14 protein-coding genes are annotated in these 19,982 nt (G+C 63.6%); 4 read left to right on the top strand and 10 right to left on the bottom strand.

Annotation, left to right across the window (positions count from 1 at the left end):
• Nucleotides 1–18 precede the first annotated feature (18 nt).
• From gspF to C8K58_RS19510, 3 genes are all read right to left on the bottom strand, one after another.
• The gene (gene gspF, locus C8K58_RS19520; RefSeq protein ID WP_108574147.1) at nucleotides 19–1,221 is read right to left on the bottom strand and encodes a type II secretion system inner membrane protein GspF; all 1,203 of its coding nucleotides are present in this window, start codon (nucleotides 1,219–1,221) and stop codon (nucleotides 19–21) included.
• Entirely contained in the window at nucleotides 1,218–2,948 is a 1,731-nt protein-coding gene (gene gspE, locus C8K58_RS19515) for a type II secretion system ATPase GspE (protein WP_108574146.1), read from the bottom strand. The genes gspF and gspE overlap by 4 nt, the downstream gene beginning before the upstream one ends.
• Nucleotides 2,949–3,041: 93 nt before the next feature.
• Entirely contained in the window at nucleotides 3,042–3,266 is a 225-nt protein-coding gene (locus C8K58_RS19510) for a hypothetical protein (RefSeq protein ID WP_027607412.1), read from the bottom strand.
• 507 nt (nucleotides 3,267–3,773) lie between these two features.
• On the opposite strand from C8K58_RS19510, the gene C8K58_RS19505 reads away from it, so the two are divergent.
• The gene (locus C8K58_RS19505; RefSeq protein ID WP_027607411.1) at nucleotides 3,774–6,524 is read left to right on the top strand and encodes a glycoside hydrolase family 3 protein; all 2,751 of its coding nucleotides are present in this window, start codon (nucleotides 3,774–3,776) and stop codon (nucleotides 6,522–6,524) included.
• 462 nt (nucleotides 6,525–6,986) lie between these two features.
• On the opposite strand, the gene C8K58_RS19500 is transcribed toward C8K58_RS19505, so the two are convergent.
• Nucleotides 6,987–7,601: a TetR/AcrR family transcriptional regulator gene (locus C8K58_RS19500; protein WP_027607410.1), complete on the bottom strand. Its 615-nt coding sequence runs from the start codon at nucleotides 7,599–7,601 to the stop codon at nucleotides 6,987–6,989.
• Nucleotides 7,602–7,630: 29 nt separating this feature from the next.
• The gene (locus C8K58_RS19495; RefSeq protein ID WP_027607409.1) at nucleotides 7,631–8,653 is read right to left on the bottom strand and encodes a LacI family DNA-binding transcriptional regulator; all 1,023 of its coding nucleotides are present in this window, start codon (nucleotides 8,651–8,653) and stop codon (nucleotides 7,631–7,633) included.
• Between the two features lie 208 nt (nucleotides 8,654–8,861).
• Between C8K58_RS19495 and C8K58_RS19490 the strand changes: the two genes are divergently transcribed.
• The 3 genes from C8K58_RS19490 to C8K58_RS19480 are packed head-to-tail and all read left to right on the top strand — an operon-like array spanning nucleotide 8,862 to nucleotide 13,307.
• Nucleotides 8,862–11,045, top strand: a complete 2,184-nt coding sequence (locus C8K58_RS19490) for a TonB-dependent receptor (protein ID WP_108574145.1) — start codon at nucleotides 8,862–8,864, stop codon at nucleotides 11,043–11,045.
• A 1-nt stretch (nucleotide 11,046) separates the two neighbouring features.
• Nucleotides 11,047–12,378: an LLM class flavin-dependent oxidoreductase gene (locus C8K58_RS19485; protein ID WP_108574144.1), complete on the top strand. Its 1,332-nt coding sequence runs from the start codon at nucleotides 11,047–11,049 to the stop codon at nucleotides 12,376–12,378.
• A complete protein-coding gene (locus C8K58_RS19480) occupies nucleotides 12,375–13,307 on the top strand; it encodes a sulfonate ABC transporter substrate-binding protein (protein ID WP_108574143.1) in 933 nt (310 codons plus the stop codon). Before C8K58_RS19485 ends, C8K58_RS19480 begins: the two co-directional genes overlap by 4 nt.
• A gap of 111 nt (nucleotides 13,308–13,418) precedes the next feature.
• Here C8K58_RS19480 and C8K58_RS19475 read toward each other — a convergent pair whose 3' ends face one another.
• The 5 genes from C8K58_RS19475 to C8K58_RS19455 all read right to left on the bottom strand — a co-directional run bounded on the left by C8K58_RS19475 (nucleotide 13,419) and on the right by C8K58_RS19455 (nucleotide 19,957).
• Nucleotides 13,419–15,824 (bottom strand): TonB-dependent receptor, encoded by a 2,406-nt coding sequence (locus C8K58_RS19475; RefSeq protein WP_098479042.1) that lies wholly within the window; start codon nucleotides 15,822–15,824, stop codon nucleotides 13,419–13,421.
• Nucleotides 15,825–15,946: 122 nt separating this feature from the next.
• The gene (locus C8K58_RS19470; protein ID WP_027607404.1) at nucleotides 15,947–17,557 is read right to left on the bottom strand and encodes a gamma-glutamyltransferase family protein; all 1,611 of its coding nucleotides are present in this window, start codon (nucleotides 17,555–17,557) and stop codon (nucleotides 15,947–15,949) included.
• A 22-nt stretch (nucleotides 17,558–17,579) separates the two neighbouring features.
• A complete protein-coding gene (locus tag C8K58_RS19465; RefSeq protein WP_027607403.1) occupies nucleotides 17,580–18,359 on the bottom strand; it encodes an amino acid ABC transporter ATP-binding protein in 780 nt (259 codons plus the stop codon).
• 2 nt (nucleotides 18,360–18,361) lie between these two features.
• Complete coding sequence (locus C8K58_RS19460) at nucleotides 18,362–19,138, bottom strand: amino acid ABC transporter permease (protein WP_027607402.1); 777 nt, start codon at nucleotides 19,136–19,138, stop codon at nucleotides 18,362–18,364.
• 12 nt (nucleotides 19,139–19,150) lie between these two features.
• A complete protein-coding gene (locus tag C8K58_RS19455) occupies nucleotides 19,151–19,957 on the bottom strand; it encodes an ABC transporter substrate-binding protein (protein WP_027607401.1) in 807 nt (268 codons plus the stop codon).
• Nucleotides 19,958–19,982: the final 25 nt, after the last annotated feature.

Here is a 19,982-nt window from a genome sequence, read left to right as displayed (position 1 = left end):
GCGTGTTTCCTTAAGGGTTCATATATTGCTGGTCAGGCTCATCAGCGGCAGCATGATCGCCAGCATGATCACCGCCACCAGCACCGCCATGACCACGGTCAGGGACGGCACCAGCGCGGCGAGCAGGCGGTCGATGCCGCGTTTGGCCTCGACGTCGAACACCTCGGCGACCTTGAGCAGCATGCTGTCGAGTTCGCCGGCCTGTTCGCCGACTTCAATCATTTGCAACGCCAGATCCGGCAGCAACGGCTCGCTGCCGAAGGCGCTGGCCAGGGTGCCGCCGCCCTTGACCGACTCGGCGGCCTGGGCGACCTGGGCTTGCAGGGCGCGGTTGGTGCAGACCTGGCGGGCAATCACCAGCGCTTGCAGCAGCGCCACACCATTGCTCAGCAAGGTGCCGAGGGTGCGGGCCAGGCGGGCGGCTTCGACCCGTTGCAGCAACGGGCCGATGATGCGGATGCCCAGCACGCGGCGGTCATAACGTTCGCGGCGCTGGGGATCGCGCAGGCGTGCGGCCAGGGCCCATGCGCCGACAATCAACCCGGCCAGCACTACCAGGCCGTAGGCCCCGAGGAATTGGCCGAGACCCAGGATCACCTCGGTGATCAGCGGAATCGGCACGCCCAGGTCCTTGAAGATCGGCACGAACTGCGGCACCACGTAGGCCAGCAGCAGGGCCAGCGAACCGAGCACGCCGACCACCAGAAAGGCCGGGTAGATCAGCGCGTTGATCACTTCGCCCCGGAGTAACTGGCTGCGCTCCAGGTAGTCGCTGAGCTGGCGCAGGGTGTCTTCGAGGGCGCCGCCCGCCTCGCCGGCGCGGACCATGCTCAAGTACAGCGGCGAGAACTGGCCGCCCTCCGCCTCCAGCGCCTTGGATAACGGCTGGCCGGCCTTGACCTGTTCGCGGATACGCTCGATCAACGCACGGGTCTGGGGCTGGCCGGGCTGCTTGAGCAGGATGCCCAGGGAGCGTTCCAGCGGCTGGCCGGCGCCCAATAGCGTGGCCAATTGTTGAGTGAAACTGACCAGGGCCGCGCCATTCAACTGACCCCGGCCAAAGGCCTTGCGCAGGCCCTGGGCGCCCGCCACCTCGATCTGCAACAGCAGCAAACCGCGCTTGTGCAGGGCGGCGACTGCAGCGTCCTGGTCCTTGGCTTCGAGGGTGCCGTTTTGCGCCTGGCCCTGGCTGTCGAGGGCGCGGTATTTGAACAGGCTCATGCGCCCTCTCCCCGGGTGACGCGCAGCACTTCTTCAAGTGAGGTGACACCGGCCACGGCCTGGCGCAGGCCTTCTTCATGCAAGGTCCGCAGGCCGCCACGGCGGGCGGCCTGTTCGAGGGTGGCGGCGTCGGCCTGGCGCATCAACAGGCTGCGCAGTTCGTCGTTCATCACCAGCAGTTCAGTGATCGCACTGCGGCCGTGGTAGCCACCGCCCGGCGCATCGGCGCGGGGGCGATAAAGCATGATCGGACGCTGCTCGGTAAACCGGTCGAGGCCGTGTTCGGCGATCAACTCCGCCGGTGCTTCGAAGGCTTCGCGGGTGGCCGGGTCCAGGCGCCGCACCAGGCGCTGGGCGAGGATGCCGTTGACGGTCGAGGCAATCAGGTAGCTTTCGACACCCATGTCCAGCAAGCGCGTGATACTCGCCGCCGCGCTGTTGGTGTGCAGGGTCGAGAGCACCAGGTGGCCGGTGAGGGACGACTGGATGGCGATGCGGCAGGTTTCCAGGTCGCGGATTTCACCGATCATGATCACGTCCGGGTCCTGGCGCACGATGGAGCGCAGCGCGCCGGCGAAGTCGAGGCCGATGGCCGGTTTCACCTGGATCTGGTTGATGCCCTCAAGCTGGTATTCCACCGGGTCTTCCACGGTGATGATCTTGCGCTCGGCGGTATTGAGCCGCGACAGCGCGGTGTACAGGGTGGTGGTCTTGCCCGAGCCGGTGGGCCCGGTGACGAGCAGGATACCGTGGGGCCGTTCGAGCACTTCGAGGAAGGCTTCCAGGCGCTGGCCATCGAAGCCCAGGCTCTGGAAATCGAACTGCACGGTCTGGCGGTCGAGCAAACGCATGACCACCGATTCGCCAAAACTGGTGGGCACCGTGGACACCCGCAAGTCCAGCTCCTTGCCCTGGATGCGCAGCATGATGCGCCCGTCCTGGGGCAGGCGCCGCTCGGCGATGTCCAGGCGCGCCATGATCTTCACCCGCGAAATCACCGCTGCCGAAGAGCTGGACGGCGGCGCCTCGGCTTCATGCAGCACGCCATCGATGCGGTAGCGCACCTTGAGCTGGTTTTCGAAGGGTTCGATATGAATGTCCGAGGCGCGATGTTCCACCGCGCGCTGCAGGATCAGGTTGACCAGGCGAATCACCGGCGCTTCGGAGGCCATGTCCTTGAGGTGTTCGATGTCTTCCAGGGCACCGCCCTGCTCGTCGAGGTTTTCGATCAGGGTGCCCATGGCCGAACGGCCCTGGCCGTAGTAACGCTCGATCAGGGTTTCGACTTCGTTGCGCGGGCCCACGGCCAGCCACACCGGCACGCCACAGGCATAGGCCATGGCCTGGAACGGGTAGACCAGCGACGGGTTGGCCGCCAGCACCCGCAGGCCGCCCTGGCTCCAGCCCACGGGCACCACCTGGTAGTGGCGCATGAAACGCTCGGTCAACACCGGTAGCGGGTCCAGCAGCGGCGGCGCCGCATCGGCCAGCAGCAGCGGTGCGCCGAGCAGGTCGGCCCAGGCACGGGCCAGTTCCACTTCGGAAACCAGCCCCAGGCGCGTGAGCAGGCCCAGTAATTCGGTGTCACCGCCCTCCTGGGACAAGCGTCGGGCGCGCTCCAGATCAACGGTTTTCAACCCGGCGTGCTGCATCAGCCACGCGCAGACCTGTTCGGTGTGCGGGATGTGCAGTTGGCAGGCATTGAGAGGTGTTGAGGAGCTGGGCATGGGTAAAAATCTGAGGGGCGATGTTCTAAAGGGCGATGGGAAACCCTTGTGGGAGGGGGCAAGCTCCCTCTCACAGGGGACCGCATTTCCCCGTTAGTTCGAGGTCTTCGGCGCGGCCTGGCTGCTGCTCAGCGGTCGCCCACCCTTGGTGGTTTCAGCCTTCTGTTTTTTGACGGCCTTGGCATCGTGGGCCTGGGTCAGCACCGTGGAATCGGCGGCGCCGGATTTCGCATCGGCGTCCGTAGACTCCGCCGCCATCGCCGCGCCACTTAGCGCAACGCCCAATACAACACCGGCACCCAACAGGGAAATCTTCATCAACTTTCTCCAGATCAAAAACAGCAGATAGCCCAAGTGGCGCCTTGAACTCGATCAAGACCCTACACCAAAGCGTTGTGTATGACAGCTTGTGTAAACATGGCACTTTAGAACTACCGAGCAATGCCACTAGTTAGCCACGACTCGATAAATTTTCTTAAACCAATCGACTGGTAGGTTTAGCCTTAGTTCCGAAAGGTAAGAAAATATTTCTTATTTCACGCAAAAATTAGCTTTCGTTTGACTTATAACCGCAAGAATTGCCTTAATTATGCGGTTTTTGCGGTTCAAAATGCCATCTCGTGATATCGCTTAGACACTATCCACAACAATAACTAATACAATTATTACACTTATAAAACTGCGAAATTCGCCAAATAGTTGCAATTAGCCATCGGTTAAAAATTGCGATCACGGGCAACTATTGCCCGAAAAAAAGTGACGAGGTGCAGTGCAACACGCACTTCTCGGCGCGCCCTGTTTACTGAACTGTTGTCGGAGAGACCCATGAATAAACGTAAAATGATCGGTGCACAGTCGGCTTTCGCCCTGCTGGCACTGGCCGTGTCCCAGGTGCATGCAGCCACCAGCCCGGCCCTGGATGAAGGTCGGGTCAGCCGCGCGGAAAAAGCCGCGGACAAGACCCTGGCGAAGATGACCCTGGAAGAAAAACTCGCCTACATCGGCGGCACCGGTGGCTGGGACGTCAAGCCACTGACCCAGTACGGTATCCCGCAGATCCACGGCGCCGATGGCGGTGTGGGCGTGCGCTACACCAGCGAAGGCAACGCCCAGGGCGTGGTCTACCCGTCGGGGCCGAACCTGGCCGCCAGCTGGAACCCACGGCGCGCCATCGACCTGGGCCGTGCCCTGGGCTATGACACCGCCAGCGGCGGCTATCAGTTCGTCACCGGCCCTGGGGTGAACCTGTACCGCATGCCGTACAGCGGCCGGGCGTTCGAGTACCTGTCCGGTGAAGACCCGTTCCTCGGCGCCAGCCTGGCGCCGGCCGTGATCAACGGCATTCAGTCCCGTGGCGTGTGGGCCAACGCCAAGCATTTCGCCGCCAATGACCAGGAAAGCAACCGCTTCCACCTCAATGAAATCATCAGCGAACGCGTGCTGCGCGAGATGACCCTGCCGCCGTTCGAGTCCGCCTCGAAGAACAGCAAAGTCGCGATGATGATGTGCGCCTTCCAGAAGGTGAACGGCGAGTTCGCGTGCCAGAACAAGCACCTGATGCGTGACATCCTCAAGACCGAATGGGGCTACCCGGGCTTCGTGCAGAGCGACTACAACGCGGTGGTCGACGGTTTGCCGGCGGCACAGGCGGGTACCGACCTGGACATGATGGGCTACCAGATGAACAGCACCATCCTCAAGCCGTACCTGGACAGCGGCGAGCTGAGCAGCGCGACCATCGATGACAAGGTGCGCCGCATCCTCAAGCAGATCTACCTGTACAAGTTCGACAGCAAGGCGCCGCTGACCAGCCACAACATGAACAGCGCCACCAGCAACCGCGTGGCCCTGAACGCCGCCCGCGAAGGCATCGTGCTGCTGAAAAACCAGAACAGCCTGCTGCCGCTGGACGCCAGGAAAGTCAAGCGCATCGCCGTGGTCGGCACCCTGGCCAAGTACGCGCCGCCTACCGGTTTTGGCAGCGCCAACGTCATGGCCGCCAACTACATCAGTGAGCTGAGCGGCTTGCAGCAACTGGTGCCAGGCGCCAAGGTCGAGTTTATCGACGGGCTGTCCCTGGACCCGGCCACCTCGACCTGGACCCATGCCGACGGCAATGGCAACAGCGTCAAAGGCCTGAAGACCGAGTTCTTCAGCAACACCAATTGGTCCGGCGACCCGGCCGCCAGCCGCACCGACCCCCATGTCGACCTGGACTGGTCCACCGACAGCCTGCCGGTGAACGGCGATACCGCCGCCACCTCGATTCGCTACAGCGGCCAGATCACCCCGACGGTCAGCGGCGAGCAGGTGTTCAAGGTGCGTGCCGACGGCGCCGTGCGCCTCTACGTCAACGGCAAGAAAGTCCTCGACAACGGCGACGGCAAACCGCTGCCGAACAACAGCATTCCGCCGACCATCCCGGTGTTTGCCAAGGTCAACCTGGAAGCCGGCAAACCGGTCGACATCAAGCTGGAATACTCACGCCGCAACGGCTACCTGTCGACCATGGGCGGCCTCGTCGGGGTGCAGATGAGCTGGGCGTCGCTGGTAGCGCCGCAGGACCTGGCCAAGTACGACGCGGTACTGGTCGCGGCCGGTAACAGCAATGAGTACGAAGGCGAAGGCTTCGACCACAGCTTCGACCTGCCCGAATACCAGAACCTGCTGATCCAGAGCATCGCCAAGGTCAACCCGAATACCGTGGTCACCCTGCACGGCGGTACCGGCCTGAAGATGAGCGACTGGATCGATCAGGTACCGGCTGCGCTGCATGCGTTCTACCCTGGGCAGAACGGCGGCCAGGCCTTGGCGGAGATCCTGCTGGGCAAGGTCAACCCGTCGGCCAAGCTGCCGATCAGCATCGAGCGCAACATTGAAGACAACCCGATCTACGCGACCTTCCCCAAGTTCGACAACCAGGAAACCCTGGCCGAGATGAGCTACAAGGACGACCTGTTCCTGGGCTATCGCGGCTACGAGAAAAAGGGCATCAAGCCGCTCTACCCGTTCGGCTACGGCTTGTCGTACACCACCTTCGGCTACAGCAACATCAGCGTGACCCCTGGGGTGGCGGTGGCCGGGGCGCCGATCAAGGTGTCGTTCGACCTGGCCAACACCGGCAAGGTCGCGGGTGCCGAAGTGGCCGAGTTGTACGTGGGCCAGAACAACCCGAAAGTCGAACGCGCGATCAAGGAACTCAAGGGCTACAAGAAGGTGTTCCTCAAGCCGGGCGAGAGCAAGCGCGTGACCATCGAGCTCAACGATCGCTCGCTGGCCTACTACGACGTAGCGAGCAAGCAATGGGTGGTGGATGCCGACAGCTTCAACCTGTCGGTGGGCGCGTCGTCCCAGGATATTCGCCTGAACGCCAAGCTGGTCAACCCGTTCCGCCAGGAACTGTCGACCACCACCAGCAACCCGCTGCCACGCTCGGCGCTCAACTCGACGCTGCGTGAATCGACGGTGAAGACCGGCGGTGTGCTGCATCAAAACGAAGGCGACAGCGGCACCAGCGACGGTGATGGCTATGACATGAGCGATGACAGCAGCCAGGGCAGTGCCACCGGCAACTGATCCCTGTGGAAGGGGGCTTGCCCCCGATGAGCATGGGTATCTACACAACTGTGTAGCAGCCAACGCTAACCACGATGCGAAGCGAGCCGCCCTTGATCTTGCTTTTGATCTTGATCTCAGGCGCCCCGTTAACCACGCTGGCCGGAATTCGATAGTGATTTGGGGGGTAAACCGGCAGGGATGCCGGTTTAGCCGCCCCGCGCCATGGATGGCGCGTGGCGGCGGCCCCCCACATCACTGTCGGATTACGGGCACACCGAGCCTAGGCGAGGTACCGAGTGGTGGGGCGAAGCGTTTTTGGTTACTTTTGGCGCTCTTCCAAAAGTGACCCGCTGTAAGAGCGGAACCCTAAGTAGCCGTTACCGCAGCAACGGATATGTACTCATTCCAACCCCAGCACATGGTCGGCCCAGAGGCCGCCATCGGGGGCAAGCCCCCTCCCACATGTTGACTGTGTTCGACTCAGGTTCTGATGGCTGCCTCGACCCGCGCGATGTAGCTGTCAAACCGCGCCACCAGGTCCACCTGCTCGGGAAACCGCAGCCACTGGATCTGCAGGCCATCCATCATGGCCAGGATTTCTTCCACCAGCCCGGCGATGTCCACATCGCTGCGCACCTCCCCCGCCGCGACCAGGTCGGCAAACTGCCCCTGCATGCGCTGGTGAATCGCCGCATAGCGCGCCTGGAACCAGGCCCAGGCCGGTTGGGTGTCCAGCAGGCTTTCGGCATTCAAGATGGTAAACGCGCGCACCACGCCCGGTGCCGTGGCATTCGAACGATTGATCGCACGCAGGCTGCCGAGCAGGCCATTGAGGGTTTTCTCCGCACGTACCTCATCGGCAATCCGTTGATTGACCTCATCGCGACGCTGCAACACCCCCATCAACAGCGAGATCTTGCTGGGAAAATGATGCAGCAGCCCGGCCACCGAAATACCCACGATCGCCGCCACCTGGGCCATCGAGGCGCCGCTGTAGCCTTCCAGGGAAAACACCTGCAGGGCCGCGTCCAGCAGCTCTTCGCGGCGTTTTTCACCTTTGGGGGCGCGGCGGGTCTTGGGGGCGGGTTCGGTCATGGGCAGGTCCTAGTGGGCGATAAAAAAGCTCAGGCGCTTTCCCGTTCGATCAAGCGGCAATCCAACAGGTTCAAACGCTGTACGGCATCCGGCAACACGCCGAGGCTTTCCAGCACGCGGGTTGCCGCCAGTACGCCGATCTCCAGGGCCGGCGGTTTGATTGTACTCAGGCTGGGCAACAGCATTTCGGCAAACGGGTAATCACCGAACCCGAGCACCGCGCACTTTAACCCGGAACGCTGCCCGGCCAGCAAACCACCGGCGGCGAGGTTGTCATTGGCGAAGAAGATCGCGTCAGGCGGGGTGGCGTGGTTCATCAGGGCTTGCATCGCCTGCTTGCCGGCCTCGAAAGGCGCGCTGTCGGCGTCCGGGACGAAGACCCGGGGCTGTACACCCAGTTCGATCAGGGTCGCGGCAAACCCATCGCCCCGCTCCAGCGCGCTGAAGTCGCCCGTGGCGCTGTTCTGCACGAAGGCCATGCGCCGATAGCCCTTGCCATGCAGGTAGCGCGCGGCCGTGACGCCGACGTCGTAGTGGGAAAAACCGATCTGCACCGGCGCGCGTTCGGGCACGTAGTCCCAGGTTTCCACCACCGGGATCTCGGTTTCGGCGATCATCTTTTCGGTGCCTGCACTGTGGAAGCGGCTGGTCAGTACCAGCGCCGCCGGCGACCAGCCGAGGAACGCGCGCACCGCGCTTTCTTCCTGCTCGGCGCTGAAGTAACTGGACGCCAGCAACAGCTGATACCCATGGCGACTGAGGGTGTCGCTGAAGCCCTGGATCGTGTTGGCGAAGATCGGCCCCGAGATGTTCGGGATCACCATCGCCACGATCCGCCCCCGCGCCGACGCCAGCCCGCCGGCCACCAGGTTGGGCACATAACCCAGCTCGGCCACCACCTCGGCGATGCGCTCGCGACGCTCGGGCGAGACCTGCTCCGGCTGGTTGAAATAGCGCGACACGGTGATTGCCGACACCCCGGCCTGGCGGGCCACGGTGTTCAAGGTGACGCGCCCGGCGCCACGGCGTTTACGCGGTTTGTCTTCGCTCACGGGACCATCCTGCTAACAACAAAAAAGAATATAGGAATAATTTTTAAGTCTTTGACGCTCTAAACCCGAGCTACCAATAATACCGATGTTAGCGCTAACAAAGCGCGCTGTCTGCTACTCGCTCAAGCGAATGCCCACGACAGTCTTACAGGCGCTGACGGTCGTGAGAGCCGCAGCGGTCCAGGGCATTTTTTCGAGCAAACACACCATGCACAGGCACACGCACTTATTCCTTCTCGCCGGTCTGACCGCCCTCCCCGTGCCCGGCGCCTTTGCCGCCGACGAGCAGGAACCCACGCTCAAAGCGGTGACGGTCACCGCCACCCGGCGTGAAGAATCCCTGCAAAAAGTCCCGGTGGCGGTCTCGGTGCTGGACGGCGAACAACTGGAGCGCGACAACCGCAACGGCGTGGCCAGCATCGCCCAGCAAGTGCCGTCGCTGAACTTCCGCACCGGCGCCTCGAACAAGGACACCTCGCTGTTCGTGCGCGGCGTGGGCACCATTTCCACCTCCCCTGGGGTGGAGCCGACGGTGGCCACGGTGATCGACGGCGTGGTCTATGCGCGCCCCGGCCAGGCCACCCTCGACCTGCTGGACCTGGAACGCATCGAAGTGCTGCGCGGCCCGCAAGGCACCTTGTTCGGCAAGAACGCCTCGGCCGGCGTGCTCAACATCACCAGCAAGGCGCCCACCGCCGAGACCCACGGCTATATCGACCAGGCGTACTACAGCGGCAACGAAAGCCGCACCCGTTTCGGCATCGGCGGCAGCCTGGTGCCGGAGGTGCTCAAGGGCTCGATCAGCACGCTGTTCGGCAGCTACGACGGTAACGTCGATAACCCGCACAACGGCCAGGAGGTCAACGGCTACAACCACAAGGGCATCCGCGGCAAGCTGGAATTCACCCCCAACGATGACGTGAAACTGACCCTGATCGCCGACTACATGCAGTCCCACGACGATGCGCCGAATGGCGTGGTCAGCAAGTCCCTGAGCCCGGCCTTCAGCAATGCCTTGAGCCCGGTGCGCGCCTCCGGCGACAACCGCGACATCAACACCGATACGCGCAGCCATGTCGAGGACACCAACAAAGGCTTGTCCGCTCAGTTGGACTGGAACCTCGGCGACTACACCCTGACCTCGATCACCGCCTGGCGCGGCTGGGACAACACCCAGTACCAGGACGGCGACCGCCTCGGCACAGTGACCGCCGCCTTCCCCGGCACCGCCGACAAGGGCGAGCTGGCTTTCGACCAATACTCCCAGGAACTGCGCCTGGCCTCGCCCAAGGGTGAGTTCCTGGAATACGTCGGCGGCCTGTTCTACATGCACGGCAAGGACGAGGAAACCTATCAGCGCACGCTCACGACCACCACGCGCACCGACCGTGGCATCGCCGACTACAGCACCACCAGCGACAGCTACGCGGTGTTCGGCGAGACCACGCTGAACTTCACCTCGCGCTTTCGTGGCATCGCCGGCCTGCGCTACACCCACGATGAGCTGAAATACGATCACCGCCGCGTCTCCACCTCGGCCACCACGGTCAGCGGGATTCAACCGGCCACCTCCAGCTCCGGCTCGGTGGACGAAGACGGCTGGTCAGGCCGCCTCGGGGTGCAGTACGACCTCAGCGACAGTGTCACCAGCTACCTCACCTACTCGCGCGGCTACAAGGGCCCGGCCTACAACGTGTTCTTCAATATGCAGCCGCGCGACACCGACGCGCTCAAGCCGGAAACCTCCAACACCTGGGAAGCCGGGATCAAGGCCACCGCCTGGAACAACCGCCTGACCACCAACCTGGCGATATTCCGCAGCGACTACGACAACTACCAGGCGAACTTTTTCGACACCGTCGCCGGCCAGGTCGTGACCCGCCTGATCAACGCCGGCAGCGTCAGCACCGAAGGCGTCGAGCTGGATTACGCCCTGCAGGCCACCCAGCAACTCAAGCTCTCCGGCGCCCTGGCCTACACCCGTGCGCGCATTGATGAGTTCGCCTGCCCGGCCGGTGCAGCGGCGACGTGCAACGTGAATGGCAAGCCACTGCCCTTCAGCCCGGACTGGAAAAGCTACGTGCGCGCCGACTACACGATCCCGCTGGATAACGGCCTGGACATCGAACTGGGCACCGACTACAGCTGGCAGAGCGAAGTACAGTACGACATCAGTCAGAACGTCGACACCAAGCAAGGCGCCTATGGCATCTGGAACGCCAGCGTGGCCCTGGCCGACTACACCAACGGTTGGCGCGTGGCGTTGCTGGCCAAGAACCTCGCCGACAAGTCCTACTCACCGCTGCTGGCCAGTGGCGGCAACTACATCTACCGCGCCGTACCCCGTGACGATGAGCGTTACTTCGGCGTGCAACTGCGCAAGGATTTCTAGCATGAGCCGTCAACTGAAACTCGGCGCCTTTCTCATGGCCACCGGGCACCATGTCGCCGCCTGGCGCCACCCGGACGTGCCGGCGGATGCCGGGCTGGATTTCGCCCAATACAAACACCTGGCACGGGTGGCCGAAGCGGCGAAGTTCGATGCGCTGTTCGTGGCCGACAGCATCGCCGCTGCCACTGGTGAGATCGCCAGCCATATGGCGCGCTCGGACCATTTCGAACCGCTCACCCTGCTCTCGGCGCTGAGTGCGGTGACCGATAACATCGGCCTGATCGCCACGGCGACCACCAGCTACAACGAGCCCTACCATGTGGCGCGCAAATTCGCCTCGCTGGATCACCTGTCCGGCGGGCGTGCGGGCTGGAACCTGGTGACCTCGGACAACGCCGCCGAAGCGCAGAATTTTGGCCGCGACGAACACCTCGGCCATGGCGAACGCTACAGCCGCGCCAGGGAGTTTCATCAGGTGGTGACCGGGCTGTGGGACAGCTGGGAAGACGATGCCTTTGTGCGCGACAAGGCCAGCGGCAACTATTACGACCCGACGAAACTGCATGTGCTGGACCACGTGGGCGAACACTTCCGGGTCAAGGGCCCGCTGAATGTGGCGCGCTCGCCCCAGGGCCAGCCGGTGATCGTGCAGGCCGGCTCGTCCGAAGCCGGCCGTGAACTGGCCGCGCAGACCGCCGAGGTGGTGTTTACCGCACAGACCTCGCTGGCCAATGCCCAGGCGTTTTATGCCGACCTCAAGGGCCGCTTGAGCCGGTACGGGCGCGGGTCGGATTCGCTGAAAATCATGCCCGGCGTGTTTGTGGTGGTCGGGGCGACCGAGGCCGAGGCCCAGGCCAAATTCGAGGCGTTTCAGGATCTGGTCGAACCTGAGGTGGGCGTCGCGTTGCTGGGGCGCATGCTGGGCAATTTCGACCTGTCCGGCTACCCGCTGGACGGGCCGTTGCCGGCGCTGCCGTTGACCGACAGCGGGCAACGCAGTCGCCAGCAACTGCTGAGTGACTTGGCCGATCGTGAGCAACTGACCCTCGCGCAATTGGGTCGGCGAATTGCCGGGGGCCGCGGGCATTACAGCCTGATCGGCACGCCTGCGCAGATTGCCGATGAGCTGCAGAACTGGTTCGAAAACGGCGCGGCCGATGGTTTCAATATCCTGGTGCCGCACTTGCCGGGTGGGTTGGAAGATTTCGCGCAAGGGGTGGTGCCGGAGCTGCAGCGGCGCGGCCTGTTTCGCACTGAATACAGCGGTTCCACCTTGCGCGAAAACCTCGGCCTGGCGCGCCCGGCCCATCGTTTTACAGAGGCTAGAGCATGAAAATCCCCGCACTGATTCTGGCCCTGCTGGCGGTGACGCAAACCGCCCTGGCCGCCGACCCCGCCACCCTGCGTATCGGCTACCAAAAAGGCTCCATCGCCCTGGTCCTCGCCAAGCAACACGAACTGCTGGAAAAGCGTTTCCCGAAGACGGAGGTGAAGTGGATCGAATTCCCCGCCGGCCCGCAGATGCTTGAAGCGCTCAACGTCGGCGCATTGGATGTAGGCGCCACCGGCGACATCCCGCCGCTGTTCGCCCTAGCCGCCGGGGCCGACCTGGTCTATATCGGCGCCGAACCGCCCAAGCCGAGCGCCGAGACGATCCTGGTGCGCAACGACAGCCCGCTGCATTCGGTGGCGGACCTCAAGGGCAAGAAAGTGGCGTTCCAGAAGGGTTCCAGCTCCCACAACCTGATCCTGCGCGCGCTGAACAACGCAGGCCTGAGCTACAAGGACATCCAACCGGTCTACCTGCCGCCGGCCGATGCGCGAGCGGCGTTCGAACAAGGCAGCGTCGATGCCTGGGCGATCTGGGAACCCTACTCGTCACTCGCCTTGAGCCAGAGCCCCAGCCATGTGCTGGCCAATGGCGAAGGCTTGGGTTTGTCGGGTCCGGTGTACACCGCCCGGCGCGCGTATGCGCGGGACAACGGTGCCTTTATCCATGACCTGCTCGACGAACTCACCGCCGCCGAAGCCCTTACCCGCAGCCAGCGCGAAGACAGCCTGAACGTACTGACCGACTTCATGGGCCTGCCCGCCGAGGTGGTTGCGCGCTACATGGACAACCGCCCGCCTTCGCCGATTTTGCCGATTGATGACAAGATTATTGAGGCGCAGCAGGCGACGGCGGATCTGTTTTTCCAGAATCGGTTGTTGCCCAAGGCCATTGAGGTGAAGAAGGCCATGTGGAATTCCCAAGCCAACTGAGATCCAAATATGGGACGGGACTTGCCCCCGATAGCGGTGTGTCAGTCAAGGATGCTCCAACTGAACCGCCGCAATCGGGGGCAAGCCCCCTCCCACATTTTTAATCCGCGTCTAAAAGTCGACGGTGGCAGACAGCAGATAGGTGCGCGGGGTCGACAGGGTCAGCCCCGGCTCGCTGTCATCCGATGCGCCGGCCGAACTCCAGTAGCGCTTGTCGGCGACGTTTTCCACATTCGCCCGCAGGGTGATGTGCTTCTCATCGACCTTGAACGCATAGCGGGCGCCGACGTCGATGCGGTTCCAGGCGTCGATTTCCTTGACGTTGGACTGGTCCAGGTATTGAGAACTGGAGTGGATGCCACGGCTGGTCAGGGTCAGGCCTTCGAGGGTCGGGACATCCCACTCGGCACCGAGGTTGACGTTGTACTTGGGCGTGGCCGGCGCGCGGTTGCCGTCCCAGGCGCCATTGGTGGTGTCCTTCAATTTGCTGTCGATGTACATCACGCCGCCGAGCAGGCGCACGCCCTTGAGGGGTTCGCCGAACACGCTCAGCTCCGCACCGGTGTTCTGGCGCTTGCCATTGGGACCGAACAGCCGCGACGTGGCGTTGGTCTCGTAGGCCGGTTGCTTGATGCGGAACACCGCGGCGGTGACGGCGAAGGCGCCGGCGTCGTACTTGGCGCCGACTTCCACCTGGCGGCTGATAAACGGCGGGAAGATCTGGTCTTCGTTTCTCGACGTGGACGGTGCGATCTTGCCCTGGCTCAACCCTTCCATGTAGTTGGCGTACAGCGACAGCTTGTCGGTGGCTTTGAACAGCAGGCCGCCCGAAGGCGAGATCTTTTCTTCGTCGTAGTTGGTCTTGCCTTTGATGCCGTTGCTCCAGTCATCCACGATCACGCGCTGCCAGCGCGCACCGAGGGTGAGCAACAGGCGGTCATCGAAGAAACCCAGGGTGTCGGACAAGGCCACGCCACTGAACTTGTTCTCGGTATAGACCTTCGCATCCTGGCGCGTGGCCACCGACGGCGTCGGGGTTTGCACGGGGTTGTAGAGATTGCTCGATGCGTTGGCATAACGCGCACCGCCGTTGGTGAAGTCCATATAGAAGTAGCTGGCGGCCAGGTTGACCTCATGGCTCACCGGCCCGGTGTGGAACCAGTTACGCACGCCGGCCGTGGCGGTACGGACGTTTTCATCGCGGGTGAAGTCCCGGGGCTGCACGGTGAAATCACCGGCCGCATTGGTCACCGAAACAGCATGGCGCAGGAACTCGTGGTTGCTTTTGCGCGCGCCGACACCGCCGTAGAGCATCACCGAATCGCTGAGGTCATATTCGGCATTCAGCGTACCGAAGGTGTCCTTGGTGCGGGCCTTGCTCCAGGACTGCGCATAGTTGCGGCGCACATCGTTGGCGCTGGGCACCGGCGCGGCAGCCGCGACTTGCACACGCTCCTGCGGCGCATCGGTGTCGCGCTCGGTGCGGCCGATATCGGTGGAAAGGCGCAGGCGCTCGCCACGAAAATCCAGGCCCAGCACGGCCATCTCACGGTCGACGCTCTGGTGGTCCCATTCGGTATCGCCGGACTGCTTCACGCCGTTGAAGCGCAGGCCGAACTTGTTGTCCTCGCCAAAGCGCCGGCCCACATCCACGGCGCCACCGGCCTGGCTGTCGGAGGCCCAGGTGCCGGTGAACGAGGTGATGTCCTTGTCGGTGGCGCGCTTGGGCACCACGTTGATCCCGCCGCCCACGCTGCCGCGCGGCGAGATGCCGTTGATCAACTGGGTGGGGCCTTTGAAGATGTCGACGCGGTCGGCCATCTCCATGTCGATGGTGTAGGTCGGCAGCACGCCGTACAGGCCGTTGTACGACACATCACTGTTGAACAGGCTGAAGCCGCGAATGGTGAACTGCTCATACCGCCCGCCGGCCGGGTTGGTGGCGCGTACCGACGGGTCGCTGGCGATCAGGTCGCCAAGGGTGCGCGCCTGCTGGTTTTTCACCGCGTCCTGGGTGTAGGTGGTCATGCTGAACGGGGTTTCCATGAAGTCCCGGGTGCCCAGCAGGCCTTGCGAGCCACGCCGCGCCACCTGGCCACCGGCGTAGGTGTCGCCGTCGTACAGGCCGGTGGTACCGAGAATCGACGTGGGCGCCAGCTCCAGGCTGCCGCCCTCCGGCACCGGCACCAGCATGTAGGCCTGCTCCCCCATGGGCTGCAATTGCAGGCCGGAGCCTTGCAGCAAGCGGGCAAAGCCCTCTTCCACGCCATATTCGCCGGATAAACCGCTGCTGCTGCGCCCGCTGACCAGCGCCGGGTCCACCGACAGGTTGACCCCCGACAGCCCGGCAAAACGGGTCAACGCCGCACTCAGGCTGCCGGCCGGCACCTGGTAGCTGCGGCGCGCGGCGCTGTCTTCGGCATAGCTGACGGGGACGAACAAGGGGCTGGCGCTGAGGCTCAGCATCAGGCTCAGTTTGAGCAACGGGCGCAAGCGCAAGGGGTGGACTGCGGGCATTGGAAGAAGCTCTCGATTTTGTTCACTTGCCTGGAATGACAGGCGAGGTGAAAAAAGGGGACAGGCTTCGACCAACTTTTTTCAAAATGGCAGGGCAATGGCGGCGCCATGCCCTGCCCTGGTTACCATACCGCGATATGGGAATCCGCACGCGGTTCGGTGCCGCCGCACAGCACGCCGCTGACCGGGTCGCGCAGGATGATCTGCCCACGGCCGTAGTCGGTGAGGTCGCTGGCGATCTGCACCTGGTGACCACGCCGGGCCAGGGCATTGGCCAGGTCGCGGGAGGCACCCTGCTCGATGCCGACCTTCATGTCGCCCAGCCATTGCCAGCGCGGCGCATCCAGTGCGGCCTGGGGGTTGAGGCCGAAGTCCACCAGGTTCATCACCATCTGTACGTGACCCTGGGGCTGCATGTAGCCGCCCATCACGCCGAACGGGCCCAGGGCCTGGCCGTCCTTGGTGAGGAAACCGGGGATGATGGTGTGGAAGGTTTTCTTGCCTGCTGCCAGGCAGTTGGCGTGGCTCGGGTCGAGGCTGAATTCCTGCCCACGGTTCTGCAACGCAATGCCGCTGTCGGGCAGTACCACGCCGGAGCCGAAGCCGTGGTAGTTGCTCTGGATGAACGAGACCATATTGCCTTCGGCGTCCGCCGTGGCCAGGTACACCGTGCCGCTGGCGTGCGGGTCACCGGGCTTGGGCGCCTGGGCCTGTTCGCCGATCTGGCTGCGACGGCGCGCGCTGTAGTCGTCGCTGAGCAGGTCGGCCACTGCCACGCGCATGTGCAGCGGGTCGGTGATGTAATGCAGGCCGTCGCTGTAGGCGAGCTTCATGGCCTCGAGCTGGCGGTGCCAGGTCTGTTGGCTGTCGCGGTGATCGAAGGTGAAGCCTTCGAGGATGTTCAGCGCCATCAGCGCCACCAGGCCCTGGCCGCTCGGCGGGATTTCCCAGACGTCGACACCGCGATAATTGATGTGGATCGGGTCCACCCACTGTGCGCGGTAGTCCTTGAGATCACTGGCGCGCAGGTAACCCCCGGTGGCCCGTGAGTGGGCGTCCAGGCGTGCGGCCAGGGCACCGCGATACAGGCTTTCGCAACGGCTGGCGGCGAGTTCTTCCAGGGTGCGCGCCTGGGCCGGGTTGCGGAAAATCTCGCCCGCTTGGGGTGCGCGCCCATCGATGAGGAACGTGTCGAACCAGGCTTGCAGCACTTCATCGCGGTGCGGGCTGAATTCGTTCAAGGAGATCTGCCATTGGTGGGCAACCACCGGTGACAGCGGGAAACCCTCGCGGGCCAGGCGGATGGCCGGTTGCAGCAACTCGGCAAACGCCAGCTTGCCGAAGCGTTGCGACAGCTCCGCCCAGGCCGATGGGCAGCCGGGCACGGTCACCGGGGTCCAGCCGTACAGCGGCATCCGATCGTGCCCGGCAGCCTTGACCGCCTCGACACTCAAGGCGCCCGGCGCATGGCCATTGCCGTTCAGGCCATGCAACTGGCCCTTGCACCACACCAGGGCAAACGCATCGCCGCCCAGGCCGCAGCCGGTGGGCTCCACCACCGTGAGCGCGGCCGCCGTGGCGATGGCCGCGTCGATAGCGTTACCGCCCTTTTGCATGATCTCGATACCGGCCTGGGCAGCCAGGGGCTGGGACGCGGCGACCATGCCACGGCGGGCAAATACGCTCTGGCGCTGCGATGGATAGGGATACTCGTGAGCAGAAAATTTCAACATGGCAAAGGCTCTTCAAAAAAAGTCATAACACACGGCTGAGAAACGCCCGGGTCCGGGGATGACTGGGGTGGCTGAAGATCTGTTCCGGCGGCCCTTGTTCGATGAGTTCGCCCTGGTCGAGAACCACCACGCGGTCTGCCACTTCCCGGGCAAAGCCCATTTCATGGGTGACCACCACCATGGTCATGCCCTCCTCGGCCAGCTCTTTCATCACCTGCAGCACTTCGCCGACGGTTTCCGGGTCGAGGGCGCTGGTGGGTTCGTCGAACAGCATGGCCTGGGGTTTCATCGCCAGGGCGCGGGCGATGGCGACCCGTTGCTGCTGGCCGCCGGAGAGCATCGACGGGTAATGGCTGGCCTTGTCCGCCAGGCCGACCCGCGCCAACAGGCCACGGGCCTGTTCCAGTGCTTCGGCACGTGGCGTGCCGAGGACCTGGATCGGCGCTTCAATGATGTTTTCCAGCGCCGTCATATGGGGGAACAGGTTGAAGCGCTGGAACACCATGCCAATGTCGCGGCGCTGGCGGGCGATGTTGCGCTCCGAATCACGCACCAGGCTGCCGTCGCTGCGCTCGCGATAGCCCATGGCGCGGCCGTTGACGCGGATGCGCCCGCCCTGGATGTCTTCCAGCAGGTTGATGCAGCGGATAAAGGTGGTCTTGCCCGAGCCCGAGGCGCCGATCAGCACCACCACTTCGCCGCGCCGTACTTGCAGCGAGATACCCTTGAGGATCTGCAACGCGCCGAACGACTTCTGAATATCCAGTGCCTCAATGATCAGCTCTTCACTTTGGTGCGCCATGGTTATCGTCCCCTCAGCAGTTTCAGGGTGCTGCGCCCGAACATGCGGCTGGCTGCCGGTGGTGGCGCGGAAGGCCGGTCGGACTGGCTGAAGCGGGCTTCGAGCCAGCGCTGGAAAAAGCCCCAGAGGGTGGTCAGCGTCAGGAAGTACAAGGCAACCACCAGGTACAGCTCGAACACCCGGAAGGTGGCCGAGGTGATCATCTGGGTGCTGAGCAGCAGTTCCTGCACACCGATCACGCTGACCAGGGTGGTGTTCTTGAGCATCACGTTGAACTCATTGCCCAGCGGCGGCACGATCACCCGGAACGCCTGGGGCAGCACGATGCGCCGCATCAACTTGGCGAAGCCCATGCCCAGGGAGCGCCCGGCTTCATATTGGCCCTTGTCCACCGCGCCGATGCCGGCACGGATGATCTCGGCCATGTAGGCACCTTCGTTGAGGCCCAGGGCAATGATCGCCGCCTGGATATTGCCGGGGACGATCAGGCCGAACAGTTCGATATCCTCAAAGCGGAAAATCCCGCCCGCCGCCAGCGCCGTGTACAGAAACACGATCTGCACCAGCAGCGGCGTGCCGCGCATCAGCCACACGTAAAAACGCACCGGCAGATGCAACAGCGGGTTCTTCGACAAGCGCAACAACGCCGCCGCCAGCCCCAGCGCGCAGCCCAACAGCATCGCCAGTACGCTGATCAGGCACGTCAGCCACAGCCCCGTGAGGTAGACCCCGCTGGGTTGCAGCAGGTACTGCCAGAACACATCCCAATTGAAATTCATCGCAGGTACGCCTCAGTCGAGTGTGTCGCTGCTGACATGCCATTTGTCCAGCAACTGCACATAGCTGCCATCGCTGCGCATATCGCTGATCACCTGCTGCACGGCGGCGGTCAGTTGCGGGTCGTCCTTGCGTATGCCCAGGCCGGTGAGGATGCGGCTGAACGCCGGCACGCCTTCCTGGAACAGGTCCGGGGCCATTGCTGCGTAGTAACCGGCGGTTTCCACGGTGGTGCCGTAGGCGTCGACCTGGCTGATGCGCAGGGCCTGGAAGGCATCGGTGTCGGTGTTGTAGACCACCAGTTTCATCGGGGGCTTGCCGGCCTTGGCCAGGCTTTCATTGTGGGCATCGAGCAGGGTCTTGATGGTGGAGCCGTTGAGCACCGCGACCTTGTGCGCGGACAGGTCATCCAGCGCCTTGATGCCCTTGGGGTTGCCCTTGGGCACCACCACCGACTGGCTGGAATACATGTAGTTGACGATGTCGATCACCTGGCGCCGCTCGGGTTTGTCGAACAGCTGGTCGACGATCATGTCGCACTGCTGGGCGAGCAGCGCCGGCACCAGGCCAGAGAACGGAATCACCCGCCATTGCACTTGCTTGTCGCCCAGGCGCCTGGCGATTTCCAGGCCCAGGTCGACGGTGAGCCCGCGGGGTTTCTGGGCTTCGTCGAAGGACACCAGGGGCGGGGAATCCATCCCCGAGCAATAGACAAGTTTGTCGACTTTTTGCAGACGATCCGGCACTTGAGGCGCAGCAAAGGCCCCTTGTGCGCAGAGACCGAAGGAGACAGCCACCAGCAAGGCGCGGCATTTATGCATGACCAGACACTCCAGTTCGTTGAAT

It is taken from the genome of Pseudomonas sp. GV047 (assembly GCF_003058245.1).
Taxonomy (GTDB): Bacteria; Pseudomonadota; Gammaproteobacteria; order Pseudomonadales; family Pseudomonadaceae; genus Aquipseudomonas; species Aquipseudomonas marginalis.
The sequence above is the reverse complement of the archived record's forward strand: the minus strand, read 5'-3'. Positions and strand labels throughout refer to the sequence as shown.